The organism is Sporomusa sp. (assembly GCF_057736855.1).
Window position 1 is genome coordinate 10,232 of sequence record NZ_JBYKYF010000083.1, and the last position, 875, is coordinate 11,106.

1 protein-coding gene and 1 tRNA gene are annotated in these 875 nt (G+C 42.9%); both read left to right on the forward strand.

Going from position 1 to position 875, the window contains the following annotated elements; genetic code table 11:
* Positions 1-450: efflux RND transporter permease subunit (locus AC29Z1_RS07485; protein ID WP_488270834.1), on the forward strand; the 450-nt coding region annotated here is incomplete at its 5' end.
* Between the two features lie 205 nt (positions 451-655).
* A tRNA-Ser gene (locus AC29Z1_RS07490) sits at positions 656-745 on the forward strand.
* The last annotated feature ends 130 nt before the right edge of the window (positions 746-875 follow it).

The window sequence follows — 875 nt, forward strand, 5'->3', positions numbered from 1 at the left end:
GATCCTTTTGCTATTATGCTTGCTTTGCCTTTGGCTATCATTGGAGCGATTATCGGTCTCTTGCTTATGGGCAGTGAGCTTAGCATGATGTCTCTTATCGGGATTATCATGCTGATGGGATTGGTAACTAAGAATGCTATATTGCTGGTGGATTTCGCGAAACAGCGTCGGGCCCAAGGTGTAGAGCGCAACCAAGCATTAGTGGAAGCCGCCATACAACGGATGCGTCCGATTATCATGACAACAGCGGCAATGATTTTTGGTATGATTCCGCTGGCTTTAGGTATTGGACCAGGCGCCGAAGCCCGGGCGCCGATGGCTCACGCCATTATCGGCGGTCTAGTAACTTCAACCATTCTTACGTTGGTTGTAGTTCCTGTAGTGTACACGATATTTGACGATATCCAACAGGGTAAGTTCGGTTTGAAAAAGGTATTTAAAAAAGCGTAGTAATCAACAAGATCCCTGTCGTTCATAATTGGCGGCAGGGATCTATTATAATCCTATTTACTAAACAACTTGACAATCTTTTGGATAGTATGTATAATAAAAAAGCATCAATTGCAGGAAAGTTTGTCTGATGATAAACTTTCAATAATTACCGCTTGCATTGATAAAGAAAATAATATATAATTAATTTCTGTTGAGAGCACACGGAGAGATGTCCGAGTGGTTGAAGGAGCACGCCTGGAAAGCGTGTGTATTCGAAAGGGTACCGAGGGTTCGAATCCCTCTCTCTCCGCCATATCAGTAAGAGTAAGCGTTTGTGACCATATGAAATGATGGACACAAATGCTTTTTTGTGGTTCTTTGTCAAATATTGGGGTAAAGCATAAAGTGTAGTGGAGCAGGGGATATACCTACCCTGCTTTTCC